This window comes from Allobosea sp. P4_H5, assembly GCF_056400825.1.
The window spans coordinates 231,347-245,670 of the sequence record NZ_JBFUKM010000002.1; the positions used below are offsets into that span (position 1 = coordinate 231,347).

11 protein-coding genes are annotated in these 14,324 nt (G+C 65.9%); 6 read left to right on the forward strand and 5 right to left on the reverse strand.

Translation table 11 applies throughout. The features are described from left to right. Positions 1-57: 57 nt before the first annotated feature. Genes AC1DS0_RS05100 through AC1DS0_RS05110 form a run of 3 tightly spaced genes read right to left on the reverse strand, consistent with a single transcriptional unit; the run spans position 58 to position 4,320 of the window. A complete protein-coding gene (locus AC1DS0_RS05100) occupies positions 58-1,305 on the reverse strand; it encodes an acyl-CoA dehydrogenase family protein (RefSeq protein WP_476813299.1) in 1,248 nt (415 codons plus the stop codon). A 5-nt stretch (positions 1,306-1,310) separates the two neighbouring features. Further along, the gene (locus AC1DS0_RS05105; RefSeq protein ID WP_476813300.1) at positions 1,311-2,930 is read right to left on the reverse strand and encodes an ABC transporter substrate-binding protein; all 1,620 of its coding nucleotides are present in this window, start codon (positions 2,928-2,930) and stop codon (positions 1,311-1,313) included. 58 nt (positions 2,931-2,988) lie between these two features. Continuing rightward, entirely contained in the window at positions 2,989-4,320 is a 1,332-nt protein-coding gene (locus tag AC1DS0_RS05110) for an LLM class flavin-dependent oxidoreductase (RefSeq protein WP_476813301.1), read from the reverse strand. A gap of 346 nt (positions 4,321-4,666) precedes the next feature. Between AC1DS0_RS05110 and AC1DS0_RS05115 the strand changes: the two genes are divergently transcribed. The 4 genes from AC1DS0_RS05115 to AC1DS0_RS05130 are packed head-to-tail and all read left to right on the forward strand — an operon-like array spanning position 4,667 to position 9,395. Beyond that, a complete protein-coding gene (locus AC1DS0_RS05115) occupies positions 4,667-5,701 on the forward strand; it encodes an amino acid ABC transporter substrate-binding protein (protein ID WP_476813302.1) in 1,035 nt (344 codons plus the stop codon). A gap of 16 nt (positions 5,702-5,717) precedes the next feature. Next, positions 5,718-6,923, forward strand: coding sequence for an amino acid ABC transporter permease (locus AC1DS0_RS05120; RefSeq protein WP_476813303.1), 1,206 nt, complete (start codon positions 5,718-5,720; stop codon positions 6,921-6,923). Continuing rightward, positions 6,920-8,002 (forward strand): amino acid ABC transporter permease, encoded by a 1,083-nt coding sequence (locus AC1DS0_RS05125; RefSeq protein WP_476813304.1) that lies wholly within the window; start codon positions 6,920-6,922, stop codon positions 8,000-8,002. The genes AC1DS0_RS05120 and AC1DS0_RS05125 overlap by 4 nt, the downstream gene beginning before the upstream one ends. Further along, positions 7,905-9,395 carry an MFS transporter gene (locus AC1DS0_RS05130; protein ID WP_476813305.1) on the forward strand — a complete coding sequence of 497 codons (1,491 nt, stop codon included), beginning with the start codon at positions 7,905-7,907 and terminating at the stop codon, positions 9,393-9,395. The genes AC1DS0_RS05125 and AC1DS0_RS05130 overlap by 98 nt, the downstream gene beginning before the upstream one ends. A 9-nt stretch (positions 9,396-9,404) precedes the next feature. On the opposite strand, the gene AC1DS0_RS05135 is transcribed toward AC1DS0_RS05130, so the two are convergent. Further along, the gene (locus AC1DS0_RS05135; protein ID WP_476813306.1) at positions 9,405-10,499 is read right to left on the reverse strand and encodes a YeiH family protein; all 1,095 of its coding nucleotides are present in this window, start codon (positions 10,497-10,499) and stop codon (positions 9,405-9,407) included. A 178-nt stretch (positions 10,500-10,677) separates the two neighbouring features. On the opposite strand from AC1DS0_RS05135, the gene AC1DS0_RS05140 reads away from it, so the two are divergent. Next, the gene (locus AC1DS0_RS05140) at positions 10,678-11,571 is read left to right on the forward strand and encodes a LysR substrate-binding domain-containing protein (protein WP_476813307.1); all 894 of its coding nucleotides are present in this window, start codon (positions 10,678-10,680) and stop codon (positions 11,569-11,571) included. Positions 11,572-11,613: 42 nt separating this feature from the next. On the opposite strand, the gene AC1DS0_RS05145 is transcribed toward AC1DS0_RS05140, so the two are convergent. Beyond that, entirely contained in the window at positions 11,614-12,531 is a 918-nt protein-coding gene (locus AC1DS0_RS05145; RefSeq protein ID WP_476813308.1) for a LysR family transcriptional regulator, read from the reverse strand. Between the two features lie 148 nt (positions 12,532-12,679). On the opposite strand from AC1DS0_RS05145, the gene AC1DS0_RS05150 reads away from it, so the two are divergent. Continuing rightward, on the forward strand, positions 12,680-14,260 hold the full coding sequence (locus AC1DS0_RS05150; RefSeq protein WP_476813309.1) for an ABC transporter substrate-binding protein: 1,581 nt from the start codon (positions 12,680-12,682) through the stop codon (positions 14,258-14,260). Positions 14,261-14,324 lie beyond the last annotated feature (64 nt).

Here is a 14,324-nt window from a genome sequence, read left to right on the forward strand (position 1 = left end):
GGTCCTGTCAGGTAGAGGCCGAGGCCGGCGCAGTCGCTGTCCGTTAATCGGTCGATCTCAGAAGAAGCCCAGCGCCGGCAGCGGAGTGCCCTTGAGCTCGTAAGCGCCGAGCGCGAGCGCCTTGTAGCTCGCGGGGTTGTGCGAGGAGAGCGTGCGGGCATTGCGCCAGTGCCGGTCGAGATTTTGACGAAGGGTTGCCGCCGAGGCGCCGCCGACATCGAACAGCGCGGTCGAGGAGCGCAGCGCGAATTCGTCGACCACGACCTTGGTCTTGGCGGCAGTCAACGAGGCCTCGTGGACGAGTGCGGGCAGGCGGGCATCGTCGGGATTATCAGCCCTGAGCGCGGCGACCACGTCGAGCGCGTCGCCGACGGCGAGGATGCCGAGCTCGGCGATGAAGGCTTCGCTGGCGATCCTGCCGATCGTCTGCTGCAGCAGCGGATCCTCATGCGGCGTTTCAGTGAGCGCGTAATAGAAATTGCGCTTGCGGCCGAGCAGGAGGGATTTGGCATCGCGCAATACGGCCCGGAGCACGCCGGCATTGACCGCGGTCACGATTGTCTGGGCGATCGTGCTGGCGAAGGGTTGGACATAGGGCGTCGCATCCGTCAGCAACTCGTCGGCTTCGACCCGCACGCTGTGGAAATTGGTGGTTCCAGTGCCGGTCACGCGCTGGCCGATGCCGTCCCAGTCGTCCAGGCGCTCGACACCGTCGCGGTCGGTCGAGATGATCAGCGAGACGTCCTCGCCCTCGGGGGAAGTCGCCCGGACCAGCGTCAGATCGGCATAGAGCGTGCCGGTGCTGTAGAACTTGGTGCCGTCGAGGCGATAGCCGTCGCCGTCGCGCGTCAGCCTGGTCTTGAGGTCGCCGCGCCCGCCGGTCTGCTTGCGGTCGAGTTCGGTGGTGGCGAGGCCGATCAACGCGCCATCAGCCACCGCCTTGCGCCAGGCTGGATTGTAGCCGGGCTCGCGGCCGGTGACGAAGCGCTCGGTCACGAAGAAATGGTTGCGGAAGATGTGGGCGACGCTGGAATCGGCTTCGCCCAGGCGTACGAGCGCACCAAGCACCTCGCGCCAGGACGCGCCCGCGCCACCATCGCTCTCGGGAAGACGCAATGCGCCGAGGCGCAAGGCCCTCAGCTTGGCCAGGAGATCGAAAGGATGTTCGCGCTTGGCATCGCGCTCGGACGAGGTCAGCGCGATCTCGGCGAAGACAGCAGCAAGCTCGTCCGGCCTTGCCGCTACGGGGAGGGAGAGCGCTGGCGACAGGAGACTCGCAGCGGCCGGAGTTTGAAAGGCACCCATCGATCTCAGCTTTCGATATAGACGTCGGCGAAATTCGCGCGCAGTCCGTTGGCGGAAACGGTGTGGTTTTTCACGCGCTTGTTGAAGACGGTCAGGTTCTTCTGCGCGATCAGGTCGTAATGCGGCAGGTCGTGGACCAGGAGATGCTGGACCTTGCGCAGCAACTCCCGGCGCTTCTCGACATTGGGCTCGACCGCGGCCGCCTCGAACAGTGCGTCGACTTCGGGATTGCTGTAGTTCGCCCCGTTCGAGAACGGCGTGCCCTTCTTGATGTTCTGCGTCCAGAACAGGCGCTGCACTCCGACCGTAGGGTCGAAATAATTGCTGAGCCAGGCATTGGCGAAGTCGAAGTCGCGATTGGTGTAGACACGGCGGATGTAGCTGGCGAAGTCCTGACCGCGGATCGTCACCTCGATGCCGATGCGTGCCAGCGCCTGCTTGATGAATTCCGAGCCGCGCTTGAAGTTCTCGCCATAGGGCAGGTAGTCGTTGGTGAGCTTGAAGCGGATGCCGCCGGTGCCGCGCTTGAGGCCGGCCTCGTCGAGCAGCGCCTCGGCGCGCTTGGGATCGAAGGCGTAGACCGGCAGGTCGGTGGCGGCCCATTGCTTCAGCGCCGGGACGACCGGGCCGTTGGTGATCTCGCCAAAACCGTACCAGACGATGTCGAGATAGGCCTTCTTGTCGATCGCATGGGCGATCGCCTGCCGGACCTTGAGCTCCTTGAGGTAGGGATTGTCGAGATTGAAGACGAGCTGGTTGATGTCGCCGGAATAGGCGGAGCCCTTCTCCTCGACCGCCAGATTGGGCAGCCTGGTGAAGCGTGAGACTTCCGCGAGGGGTACAGGATTATCGCCGGAGATGTCGGCCGTGCCGGATTCGAGCGCGGCGGCACGCGCGGCCGGGTCGGTGACGACCCTGACGATCAGCCGGTCGACATAGGGCTTCGGCTGATCCCAGTAGTTCGGATTGCGCTCGTAGAGGATATGGCTGCCGCGCACCCACTCCTTGAAGACGAAGGGGCCGGTGCCGACCGGATTGTTGTGGGCGGGGTTGGTGATCGGGTCCTTGCCCTCGAACAGGTGCTTGGGAATGATCGGCGCCTGCGAGGCGATCAGCGCCGTCAGGAAATAGGGCGCGGGCTTCGAGAACACGACGATCGCAGTATGCGGATCGGGCGTCCTGACCTCGGCGAGATTGGCGAAGGTGCTGCGGTTGTGGGCGTGATGCGCCTTGAGGAACAGCAGCGAGAAGGCGACGTCCTCGGCGGTGAAATCGCGCCCGTCATGCCATTTCACGCCCTGCCTGAGCTTGAAGCTGTAGGAGAGCCCGTCCTCGCTGGTCTCCCAATGGGTCGCGAGCTGCGGCTTCGGCGTCAGGTCGAAATCATAGTCGAGCAGGCCCTCGTGCACCTTCGGACTGACGAAGGAGGTCGGCCCCGAGACATTCACCGCCGAGAGCAGTGCTGTCGGCTCGGGATCGATCAGTGCCGTCAGCACGCCGCCACGCTTCGGGCTCGCGGCGAGCGGGGCCTGGGCGAAGGCCTCCGGAACCAGGCCAGCCGGCGTGACGACGAGGAGGCTGCCGGCTGCGAGGAGCTGGCGCCGCGAAGGGCGGAATTCTGACATGGGCTTGCATTCCGTGAAAAAGGCCGGGCTGCTGTGCCCGGCTGTCGGGAAGGAGAGGTCAGGCGCTGCGCCGCTCGATTTCGGCGTAGCGGCTCGTCGGGCGCGGCAGGCCGAAGCGCTCGCGCAGCGTCGTCTCGCGATATTCGGTGCGGAACAGGCCGCGCTTCTGCAGGATCGGCACGACCTCGTCGACGAAGATCTCTAGGCCGTCAGGCAGCACGTCCGGCATCAGGTTGAAGCCGTCGGCGGCACCGCTGCGGAACCAGGCTTCGAGATCATCGGCGACCGCCTCCGGCGTGCCGACGACGACGCGGTGGCCGATGCCGCCGCCGAGCTTGTAGATCAGCTGGCGGAAGGTGAGGTTGCCCTTGCGGGCGAAGTTGAGCGTCGCCCTCGCGAAGGTGATGCCACCATTGGGCGGGATCGGCAGATCGGGGAAAGGCGCATCGAGATCGAGATGCGACAGGTCCTGCCCGAAGGTCCCGCTGATGCGGCGCACGGCATAGTCCAGGTTGATCAGCGAGCCGAGCTCTTCCTCGCGTCGGTGCACTTCCGCTTCGGTCGAGGCGATCAGCGTGCCGAGCCCGGGCAAAGCGACGATCGCGCGGGGATCACGGCCATTCGCGACGGCACGGCGGCGCAGGTCGCCGATATAGGCGAGGGCCAGCTCCTCGTCCTCGCCGACACTGAAGACGGCGTCGGCATAGCGCGCGGCGAAGTCGCGCCCGTCATCCGAGCCGCCGGCCTGCACGATGATCGGGTGGCCTTGCGGCGAGCGCGGCAGGCTCAAAGGGCCGGCGACCTTGAAGAACTCGCCCTCGTGCTCGATCCGGTGAATCCGGCGCTTGTCGAGCAGGGTGTTGCTGGCCTTGTCACCGACGAAGGCGCCGTCCTCCCAGCTGTCCCAGAGCTTCAGCAGCACCTCGGCGAATTCCTGGCCGCGGGCATAGCGGCGGCCATGCTCCATCACGCTCTGGCCAAAATTGGCGGAGGCGGCACCGTTCGCCGTGGTCACCAGATTGACGCCGACTCGGCCGCCGCTGAGCAGGTCGAGCGACTGGAAGCGGCGGGCGATGTTGTAGGGCTCGTTGTAGCTGGTCGAGATCGTCGCGATCAGCCCGAGATGGCTGGTCGCCCCGGCGACCGCCGCCAGCGTGATGGTCGGCTCCAGCCCGTTGAAGCTTTTCTCCTCGGCCCTGTCCTCCAGCGCCGGCTGGTCGGCGAGGAACATCGCGTCGAGCTTGCCGCGCTCGGCGATCTTCGCGGTGCGGACATAGTGATCGACATCGATGCTGGCGCGCGGATCGGCCTGCGGCGCGCGCCAGGCCGAAGCGTAGAAGCCGCCATGCAGGATGTTGACGTTGAGATGGAGCTGTCGGGTACGGGTCATGGTCGCCTCCAGGCCTAAAAGGCTAGGGCAGGAGGTCAATTAGTCAATTAAATTAATAGACTATATATTTCAGCCACAGGGAAAGCCTGTTCTCCGGGCTGGAGCGATCCTGCGTCTGCTCCGAGTCGGACCGCGCTTTGTCGCGGATACCCACCTCGCAAGTGCTGATGCGAAAAACATCTTCTCCGCGAGCTCGCTTTGCGAGAATTTCTTCTGGCAGGTGTCGTTTCTTAAAAAGAACGTTCCCGTTGACATAAGGAACGATCTTTTCAATAGTCCATTGATATTGTGAGTTATTTTGCTGGCTCGGCGTCCGTTCGCGAGCGCTCACATCGAGAGGACCATCATGCTCGTGACATCCAACAGGCTCGGACGTGGGCTGGGCTATTCCGTCATCCTCGCCGGGCTGCTGGCGGGCACCTCCGCCTGGGCCGGGCCGACGCTCGACGCCATCAAGCAGCGCGGTTCGATCAAGGTCGGCGTCGGCACCTCGCCGGGCTTCTTCTCCCCTGACAGCAACGGCAAATGGCAGGGCTTCTTCGTCGATTTCGGCCGGGCGCTGGCGGTCACCGTGTTCGGCGATGCCGAAAAGGTGAGCTTCACCTCGTCCTCGCCGCAGCAGCGGCTGCCGGCGCTGCAGGCCGGTGAGTTCGATATCCTTCTCTCGGGCGTCACCCAGACGGCGACACGCTCCTTCAAGCTCGGCTTCCATTTCGGCCCGATCGTCTTCTATGACGGCCAGGGCCTCTTGGTGAAGAAGGCGCTCGGCGTCAGCAAGGCGGCCGAGCTCGACGGCGCGACGATCGGCATCCAGAGCGGCACGACGGGCGAGCTCAACATCGCCGACTTCTTCCGCAAGACGAAGAAGAGCTTCAAGCCAGTGGTGATCGAGGAGACCAAGGAGTTCGTCAACGCGCTCGAATCCGGCCGCGTCGATGCGCTCACCCAGGATGCCTCGGACCTCGCCTTGCGCCGCATCCAGCTCGGCAAGCCGGACGACTATGTGCTCCTGCCGGAGCGGCTGTCGAAGGAGCCGCTGGCTCCGGCCGTCCGTTCGGGCGACGCCCGCTGGCTCGAGATCGTCAACTGGACCGTCTATGCCACGATCCAGGCCGAGGAATACGGCATCACCCAGGCCAATATCGACGAGTTCCTGAAGAGCGAGGATCCCGGCGTCAAGCGCTTCCTCGGCGTCGACAAGTCGCTCGGCGAAGCGCTCGAGCTCGATCCGAAGTTCGCCTACAACATCGTCAAGGCGGTCGGGAACTACGGCGAGATCTTCGAGCGCAATATCGGCAAGAAGAGCAAGGTCGGCTTCGAGCGCGGCTACAATCAGCCGTGGTCGCAGGGCGGCCTGCTGTATTCGCCGCCTTTCCGTTGAGCGTCGTCGCCCGAGGATGAATTCTCCCGCATCCTTGCAGGCGGCCGTGCCGGGCCTGAAAGGGCCCGGCCTTTTGCGTGCGCTCGTCGACTGGTGGGGCGAGAAGCCACTGACGCAGCTGGCGATCTTCGCGATCGTCGGTCTTGGCTTCGCGCTGCTCGGCAGCAACCTCGTGCACAACATGGCGCGGGTCGGCTTGACGCCCGGCTTCGGCTTTCTTGGCCACGCCGCCAATTTCGAGATCGGCGAGGGGCTGATCGCCTATTCGGCCGGCGACAGCTATCTGCGCGCCATCGCGGTCGGGCTGCTCAACACCGTGCGCGTCTCGCTGGCTGGATGCATTCTCGCCACCATCCTCGGCGTCGCGCTCGGCATCGCGCGTCTCTCGTCGAACCCGCTGCTGTCGCGCCTCGTGCAGGCCTATGTCGAGATCGTCCGCAACACGCCCCTGCTGCTGCAGATCTTCTTCTGGAATGCGCTGTTCCACGCCTTGCCGGGACCGCGACAGGCCTTGTCGCCGCTGCCGGGCGTCCTGCTCAGCAATCGCGGCTTTTTCTTTCCCTTCATCGCTGACGATGGAGCGACCCCGGCGATCCTGACGAGCAGCTTCCTGCTCGCCGTACTCGTTGGCGCCGCACTGAAATGGCGGGCCCGCCGGACCGGCCGTTCGAACCTCAAGCGGAGTGCGGCGCTTGTCCTCGCAGTGGCCCTGCTACCCGTCGCCGTCGCTGCGTTCTTCGGTGCCATGCCTGCCATCGATCTGCCGAGGCTGTCCGGTTTCAACATCCGGGGCGGCATCTCACTCTCGCCCGAATTCATGGCCCTGCTGATCGCGCTCGTCGTCAACACGTCGGCCAGCATCGCCGAGACCGTGCGCGCCGGCATCCTGTCCGTCTCGGGAGGGCAGTGGGAGGCGGGCCGGGCGCTTGGCCTGTCCTATGGCCGGATCATGCGGCTGATCGTGCTGCCACAGGCCTTGCGCCTGATCATCCCGGTGATGACGTCGAGCTATCTCAGCCTGACCAAGAATTCGAGCCTGGCGGTCGCGATCGGCTTCCCCGATCTGGTCAACATCCTCAACACCACCGCCAACACCACCGGCCAGGCGCTCGAAGCCATTCTCGTGATGATGCTGGCGTACTTAGCGCTGAGTCTGGCCGTCGCCATCGCGATGAATGCCTATAACCGGCGCTGGGCATTGCGGGAGCGGTCCGCGGCATGAGCGCTGTGGCGGAGGACGGTGCGCTCGCCCCGCGGAGCGAGCGCTGGCGCAAGCTGCGCCAGGGCCTCGCCGGCTCGCGCACCAATATCGCGATCACGCTCGGTGTCGCCCTCCTCGTCCTATGGCTCGCACCGCCCTTCCTGCGCTGGGCCGTCGTCGATGCGGTCTGGCAGGGCGACGGCGCAGCCTGCGCCGCGGCAGGGACAGGCGCATGCTGGGCCTTCATTGGCGAGAAGCTGCGCTTCATCACCTTCGGCTTCTATCCGCCACATCTGCATTGGCGGGCCGGGCTCGCGCTGCTCGTCATGCTGGCGTTGCTTGTCGTCACCGCCTGGCCGGGACATTGGGGGCGGCGCCTGCTCCTGCTTTGGGGTGCTGCGCTGATCGGCGTGCCGTTGCTCCTGCTTGGCTGGCCCGCCGGTGAGTTCGTGCCGACGGAACGTTGGGGCGGGCTGCCGGTCACCTTCCTGCTGGCGATTGGTGCATTCGCAGGCGCCTTTCCCCTGGCGATCCTGCTGGCATTGGGCCGTCGCTCGAAGATGGGCGGCGTGCGCCTGCTCTGCGTGGTCTTCATCGAGGTGCTGCGCGGCGTCCCCTTCATCGCAGTGCTCTATGCCGCGACGCTGCTGTTCCCGCTGATGCTTCCGGCCGGCTCGGCGATCGACAAGTTCTTGCGGGCCGAGGTGGCGCTGACGCTGTTCGTCGCCGCCTATCTCGCCGAGGTCGTCCGCGGCGGCCTGCAGGCTGTTCCTGTGGGCCAATACGAGGCGGCGAAGGCACTGGGCCTGTCCTATTGGCGGACCATACGCCTCGTCGTGCTGCCACAGGCTCTGCGTGCGGTGATCCCGCCGCTGGTCAATCTGGCGATCGGCATCTTCCAGGACACCACGCTGGTGATCATCATCGGCATGTTCGACTTCCTGAACACGGCGCGTGTCTCGGCGACGGACCCAAACTGGCTCGGCTTCTACCGGGAGGCCTATGTCTTCGCCGCCATGGTCTACTTCATCGTCTGCTTCTGCGCCTCCCGCTACAGCCTTTGGCTGGAAGCCCGGTTGGCAGCAGGGCGGCGCAAATGACGGGCCGCCATGCCCCAATGCATCTGCCGGCACTTCCGCCGCGGGTTCATATGGTGGCATCGGAGAAGCGGCCCGCCATGAAACTCGTCCGGAACACCAGACAAACGAGGACATCGTGACGTCCATCGCGGACACCCGCGGACAGTCCGGGGGAAGCGCTGCCCGCAACGCATTCCTGTTCGGCACACCGCTGCTCGTCCTGGCATTGGGGCACATGCTGTCCAATCTGCTGCGAACCTTGCCCGGGGTCGCTGCGGATGTCATCGCTGCCGATCTGGCAGTGTCGCCCGATACATTGGCCAGCCTGACGGGGGCCTATCACTTCGCCTTCGCCGCCGGCCAGATACCGGTCGGCGTCGCTCTCGACCGCTACGGCGTCCGTTCGGTGTCGCTGACGCTTTTCGCGATCGTGAGCATCGGGGCCGTGCTGGCTGCCTGCATCGGGGGCGCGGCAGGCTTCCTGACCGCCCAGATCATTCTCGGCATCGGCTGCTGCGGTATGTTGCTCTGCCCGATGACATTGGCTGCCAAGACGCTCACCGCCGAGAAATTCGGCTTGTGGTCCGGCCTGATCCAGGGCGTCGGCAATTCGGGGATGCTGCTCTCGGCAAGTCCGATGGCCTGGCTCGTCGAGCACCATGGCTGGCGGACCGGCTTCGGCCTGTCGGCGGTGCTGGCGGTGACGGTTGCCTGTCTCGTCTGGCTGACCGTGCCGAAAGCCGCGCCGAGCTCGAACGAGCGCAAGGCCACACTGCGCTCCGAGGCGAAGCAGGTCGTCAGGATCGGCCTCTCGCCGGCTGTGCGGGGCGTCGTGATCCTTGCTTTTGCCTCCTTCGCCGCGGCGATCGCGATAAGAGGGCTCTGGGGCGGCGTCTGGCTGATGGAGATCAAGCACGTCTCCCGTCTGGAGGCGGGCAACGCCCTGCTTCCTTTGACACTCGCGCTCGTCGCGGGCCCGATGCTCTATGGCATCGCGGACCGGCGCTTCGGCGGCCGCCGGCTTGTCCTGACGATCACCCATCTGATCGCGGCCGCAGTCTTGCTGGCGGTCGCCGCCGGGGGACCGAACGGCCTGCTGTCGACCGGGATGGGGCTGGCGCAGCTCCCGCCGAGCTTCGATGTCGCTGCGTTCCTCGTGCTCGGCGCAGCCCTGGCGTCGCAACCGCTCCTGTTCGCAATGGCACGGGTCGTCGTCGCGCCGGAGAACGTCGGAAAGGCACTCGCGGCCGTCAATCTCGCGTTCTTCGCCGGCGCCGCCATTCTTCAATCCGGCACGGGGCCGATCGCTGCGAGTTTTGGGATTGGCGCGGTCATGGTCTTCCTGGCCATCGTTCTGATCGTGACGACGAGCGCGTTTGCGGTCCTGACGAGCCCCTCCCGAGCCACGCGCTGACGGACGGCCTCAGGCCACTCCGAGCAGGCGGATGAGGGCGAGCGAGATCACCCCGAGCGCGAGAAGCGAGAGGACGACCGTGGCGGTGACGCGGGGGCCGGCCTTGGCGACGGAGCGGATGTCGACGCTGAGCCCGAGCGCCGCCATCGAGACGATCGTCAGCACGTTCGCGACGGTGGTCAGCGGGGCCAGCAAGGCCGGTGGAATGAGCCCGGCCGAGCGAAATGCCGCCATCACCACGAAGCCGATGATGAACCAGGGCACGAGGCGATGGATCCCGACCGGGCGCGGCGCGGCATGCTCTGCCGTCCTCTGCGCGGCCGGCCCGTCGGTCTCCTTGCGCAGCCGGCTCGACAGCAGCGACAGCACGAGGATGACGGGCCCAAGCATGAGCACGCGCACCAGCTTGACCAGGGTTCCGATCTGGATCGCGGCGGCGCCCGCCGGCGCCGTAGCGGCGAGGACCTGGGGAACGGCATAAACCGTCAGGCCCGACAGGATGCCGAACTGATGGACGCTGAGGCCCAGCATCGGGATCAAGAGCGGCAGGCCGAGCACGACCACGACGCCGAGCACCGCGGTGAAGGCGATCGAGGCGGCGACGTCGTCGCCGTCGGCACCGATGACCGGCGCAGTGGCCGCGATCGCCGAATTGCCGCAGATCGAATTGCCGCAGGCAACGAGGATCGCCATCCGCTTCGACAGCCCCAGCAGGCGGCCGATACCGTAGCTCAGGCCGATCGCGAGGAAGACCACGGCGGCGATGCCGAGGAGGAGCGGGGCACCGGTGGCGGCGACCGTGGCGGCGCTCAAGGAAGCGCCGAGCAGCACGACGGCGATCTCCAGCAGCGTCTTCGCCGAGAAGGAGATGCCGGGGCGCCAACGGCTGTCGGGCTTCCAGAGCGTCCTGACTAAGGTTCCGATCACGATCGCCAGGACGAGCGCTTCGAGCCAGGCGCGCTGGAAGAGCAGGGCTTCGAGATGCTCGGCGCCAAGCGCCGCAACCGAAACGGCCAGGCACAGCAGCAGGCCCGGGCCGATGCGCTTCGCGCCCGAGGCTGTCCGGTCAACCAAACTCGTCCGATCTGGGCTTTCAAGCGTCATCACAGTACCCGGCAATTCGATGTGCCGGCTTTTGACCTGTTTTGCTTAAACGATCCAACGTGTTGTTTTTCTTGTTTCGATCGAAAAATTCGATCATTTTCTGTGCCGGCTTGCTCGGCGTGCGGGAGACGGGCGTTTACCTGCATCTGCTCCGGGCGTCGCGGAATCATCGACGCTCATGACACTCGAACAGCTTCGCATCTTCGTCGCGGTCGCCGAGCGCGAGCATGTCACGCGCGCAGCCTCGGAGCTGAACCTGACGCAATCGGCGACGAGCGCTGCGATCGCGGCGCTTGAACATCGCCACGCGGTGAAGCTGTTCGACCGTGTCGGGCGCCGGATCGCGTTGACCGATGCCGGGCGCCTGTTCCTGAACGAGGCTCGCGCGATCCTCGCACGTGCTGCGACGGGCGAGCGGGTCCTGTCGGATCTAGCCGGGCTGAAGCGCGGGCGGCTGTCCCTGGCGGCGAGCCAGACGGTCGGCAATTACTGGCTGCCGCGCAAGCTTGCTCTGTTTCGTACGCTACATCCGGGGATCGAGACGCCGCTGGTGATCGGCAACACCGAGACGGTCGCGGCCTCCATCCACGACGGGCTCGCCGATATCGGCTTTGTCGAAGGCGAGATCGATGATCCGCTCCTGGCGCAGGAGGCCGTCGCGACGGACGAGCTGGCGATCGTCGTCACACCCGGCCATCCCTGGGCGGGGAAGGCGCGCGTCGATCCAGCGGAGTTCGTTGAAAGTCCCTGGGTCCTGCGCGAGCCCGGTTCAGGCACCCGGCAGGCTCTCGAGGCGATACTCGCGGGCGCCGGGCGCTCGGTCGTTGATCTCGACGTCCTGCTGGAACTGCCCGCCAACGAAGCCGTGCGCACTGCCGTCGATGCAGGCTCCGCCGCCGCCCTGATGTCGAGGCTCGTCGTCGCCAACGCCTTGCGCTCTGGCCTGCTTGCGGAGGTCGCCGCCGACATCCCCTCGCGCCATTTCGTCATGCTGCGGCACAAGGAACGCTATGTCGGCCGGCCCGCGCAGGCCTTCCGCGCGCTTCTCGCCGGCGAGCCTGAGGCTTCGTAGATCGCCTCGATCTATAGGGTTCGATAGGGGCATCGGATCAATTCAGACCCGGAGCTCGCCGTCGAACTGGCCGGCCTGGATCGCGTGCCCGACCGCGGACCTGATCACATCCGCCAGGCTCAGAACGGCGGGGCGGCTGCGTTTGGTCTTCGACACTGCGAGATGGAAATACAGGGTCAGGTCCGGCTCCGTCACGCGGCGCACGGCAAGCCTTGCCGGGTCGTCGCCGGAGAGAAGGCTGCGCGGCACGATCGCCGCCGCTCGCCCCTCCTCGATCATCGGCCGCACCGCCAGGAAGTCGTCGACCTCGGCGTAGATCTTCAAGGGGATGTCATGCTCGCGGGCGCAGGCTTCGACGATGCGCCCGAGCGCGTTCTGCCGGCTGTGGACGAAGAGGGGGCCGGCGGCCGCCTCCGCGAAGGTGATGGTCGGCGGCACCGGCCCGCCAGCCCGCGCGACATGGAACAGGGGCGCGCGGGTCAGCGTCTCGACGAGCGCGCCGGTGGCGGGGCGTTCCGAATTGAAGATGCCGATGTCGATCTCGTCGCGCGCCACCCATTCCGCGATCTGGAGGCTCGATCCGCCGCGGGCATGCAATTCGATCTCGGGAAAGCGCTGGGTGAAGGCCGAGATGATTGGCGTCGCCAGGGGGATGCTGATCGTACCGGTCCAGGCCAGGCGGATCGAGCCGGCATAGCCGGCACGCCGGCCGACCAGGGCCTGCTTCGCTGCGTCGAGCCCGGCGATGTGCGGGGCGATCGCGGCCTGGAATGCTGCTCCGTCGCGCGTCAGCGAAACGCCGCGCCCGTCGCGGTGGAAAAGGCGGCTCGAGAGTTCCTCTTCCAGCTGCCGGAGATCCCGGCTGAGGGCCGGCTGCGCCACGCCCAGATGCAGGGCGGCCTTCATCAGGCTGCCGGTCTCGGCGATCACCAGGAAGTTCTTGAGCTGCCGAAGCTTCACTCTCGTTATGCCTTCCGGATATAACAAATTGCTATATCTGAAACACAAGTCCGGCCCTATGTGCAAGCGGCAAGCTTCGCTAGCTTCGGCGCACAACGACATGCCCGGCGCGCACCGGGCGGCACTTGGACATGCCGGGAGAGAAACGATGTTGAGAACCGTGATGGCGGCCGGGCTGGCCGGAGCGTTCTGCCTTGCGGCCTCCGTCGCTCCGGCACAGGCCGAAACCGTCCTCAAGATCAAGAACACCGGCGACATCAAGCAGCTCGATGCGCTGTTCACCTCGGCCTATCCGGTCCGCGACATGGCCTATCTCATCTACGACACGCTCTTCTCCCTGGACGGCAATTATCGCGCCCAGCCGCAGATGGTCGAAAGCCACACGCTCTCCGACGACGGCAAGACCTATGTCTTCAAGCTGCGCCAGGGCCTGAGCTTCCATGACGGCAAGCCTGTCACGGCTGCGGACTGCGTCGCCTCGATCGAGCGCTGGATGAAGAAGGACAGCCTCGGGGCCGAGGTCGAGAAGCGTCTCGATGCGATCAAGGCGATCGATGCGACCTCGTTCGAGGTCCGGCTGAAGGAGCCCTTCGCCCGCCTGATCGACGGCTTCGCCCGCATGACTGCCTATCCGCTGTTCGTGATGCCGGAACGGCTCGCCAGGACGCCCGCGACGACCGAGCTCAAGGAGTTCGTCGGCTCCGGCCCGTTCAGGCTGCTGCCGGACGAATGGGTTCCGGGCGTCAAGTTCGTCGTCGCCAGGCATGCGGGCTACAAGCCGCGCAGCGAGGCGCCGAGCGGACTTGCCGGCGGGAAGACCGCCGGGGTCGATCGCATCGAGCGCATCCAGTTCAGCGACGATCTCAGCGCGGTCAATGCGCTCCTGGCCGGCGAGATAGACTATGTCGCCGAGGTGCCGGCCGAGATGCTGCCGGTGCTGGAGAAGGACAAGTCGATCCAGATCGCCAAGGCGCCCGTCCTCGGCAAGAACTTCCAGGTGGTGATCAACCACACCCAGCCGCCGATGGATAACGTCAAGGTCAGGCAGGCCCTGCAATACGCGATCAGCCAGTCGGATTCGATGCAGGCGGTCTTCGGCGGCCGCAAGGATCTCTACCAGCTCTGCCCGGCGCTGTTCATGTGCGGCAGCCCCTATGAGACCGACATCGGCAGCGAGCGCTTCATGAAGCAGGACTTCGAGAAGGCGAAGGCCCTGCTGAAGGAGGCCGGCTATGACGGGACGCCGATCGTCTATCTCCATCCGATGGATGCCAAGGTCCAGCGCGACGTCGGCACGGTGATGGTCAATGCGATGCGCAAGGCCGGCTTTACCGTCGAGGATGTGCAGATGGACACGGCGACGATGTTCACGCGCCGGACCAACAAGAACCCGCCGAAGCAGGGCGGCTGGAACGTCTTCATCACCGGCTTCGCCGGCGATGCGCTGATGGACCCGCTGACCAACCCCTATGTCACCGGCGCCTGCGAGAAGGCCTTCGTCGGCTGGCCCTGCGACAAGCCCCTGCAGGAGCTCTGGCAGAAATTCCTGCTGGCCTCCGACGACGCCGCGCGCAAGACGATCGCGGTGGAGATGCAGGCGCGCTCGAACGAGATCGTGACCTATATCCCGCTGGGGCAGTTCAACGACCTCTCGGCCTGGCGGAAAAGCGTGTCCGGTTTCGTCCCGGGGCCGACCCTGACCTATTGGAACGTGCGCAAGTCCGACTGATCCTGCCGCATCTCCGACACGACGGGCCGGGACGAAGCGTCCGGCCCGTGCCTTCAAGGTCTGC